This window comes from Acidovorax cavernicola (assembly GCF_003581445.1).
Genome location: NZ_QXMN01000210.1, coordinates 1 through 1,469 on the forward strand (window position 1 = coordinate 1; position 1,469 = coordinate 1,469).

Below are 1,469 nucleotides of genomic sequence, written 5' to 3' on the forward strand. Positions count from 1 at the left end.
GCCCAGCGCCACCAGGCCCACGCGGCCCATCAGGAAGTTGAGGCTGGCGGCGGCCAGCGCGACGATCATCAGCCGGCGCACAAAGCCGGTGTAGTAATCGAGATCGAACAGCGGCGCGAGCAACGGAAACAGCGCCAGCGCCAGCAGCAGCGCGGCGATGCCGGCGCGCGCGCGCCAGGGCGAAGCATTCTTCGCGGGAACAGACAACATCGTGGTCTCACTCATACTCGGGCCGGGAACAGTCCCGAAGGCTTGAACACCAGCACGCCGGCCATCAGCATGTACATGGCGATGCTCGAGATCGCCGGCCCGACATCGGCGGCCAGCGCCGGCGACAGCAGTTCACGCAGCAGCGGCGGCAAGAATGCGCGGCCGGCGGTGTCCACCAGACCGACCAGCAGGCTCGCGACGAACGCGCCGCGCACCGAGCCTATGCCGCCGATCACGATCACCACCAGCGCGGGAATCAGGATGGCTTCGCCCATGCCGATGGCGACGGCGCTGATCGGGCCCATCAACGCCCCGGCCAGCGCCGCGAGCGCCGCGCCCAGCGCGAACACGATGGCGAAGACTTTCGCCACCCGCACGCCCATGAACTCGGCCATTGCCCGATTGGACGCGCCCGCGCGCACCAGCATTCCCAGCTTGCTGTGGTTGACCAGCAGATAGAGGCCTGCGGCCACGGCCAGGCCTGCAGCCAGGATCAGCAGCCGGTAGGACGGATACGGCAGGCCCAGCACATCGACCGGACCCGCAAGCAGCGCGGGCGTGGGCGCCATGATGGGCGACGGGCCCCAGACAAACTTGACCACGTCATCGGCCACCAGCACGATGCCGAACGTCGCCAGCACCTGGGACAGATGGTCGCGGCCGTAGAGCCTGCGCACCAGCAGCGCTTCGAGCAGCATGGCCAGCAGCACCGTCGCCAGCACGGCGACCAGCACGGCGGTGATGAACGAGCCCGACTGCGCATGCACCGTCGCCGAGACATAGCCGCCGACCATGAACAGCGAACCATGGGCCAGGTTCAGCGTGTCCATGATGCCGAACACCAGCGTCAGCCCGGCCGCGAGCAGGAACAGCATGAAGCCGTAGCCCAGGCCGTTGAAGATCTGCTCGAGAAAAAAAGTCACATCCATCGATCCGTCCCGCGCAATCTCGGTGGCTTACTTCAACGCGCACTGCGCGGCATAGGCATCCTGGTGCGCGGTCAGCACCTTGCCCGGCTGCAGTTGGTTGGTCACGCGGCCATCGGCGCCCTGCACGATCTTGCGCAGGTAGTAGTCCTGGACCAGGAACTGGTTGTTGCCGTACTTGACCGGGCCGCGCACCGAATCGAAGGCCGCGGTCTTGAGCGCCTTGACCAGTGCCGGTTTGTCGCCGACCTTGCCGCCGAGCTGCTTCACGGCGGCGTCCATGTTCATCACCACGTCATACGCAAACTCCGCGTACAACGACGGGTAGCGGCC

At 66.8% G+C, this 1,469-nt stretch carries 1 protein-coding gene and 2 pseudogenes; all 3 read right to left on the reverse strand.

The window, feature by feature from the left end; all coding sequences use genetic code 11:
- Positions 1 to 210, reverse strand: a pseudogene (locus tag D3H34_RS32580) (hypothetical protein); the annotation flags it as partial.
- An 11-nt stretch (positions 211 to 221) separates the two neighbouring features.
- Positions 222 to 1,139: a branched-chain amino acid ABC transporter permease gene (locus tag D3H34_RS32585; protein ID WP_119558855.1), complete on the reverse strand. Its 918-nt coding sequence runs from the start codon at positions 1,137 to 1,139 to the stop codon at positions 222 to 224.
- A gap of 27 nt (positions 1,140 to 1,166) precedes the next feature.
- Positions 1,167 to 1,469: pseudogene (locus tag D3H34_RS32590) on the reverse strand (ABC transporter substrate-binding protein); the annotation flags it as partial.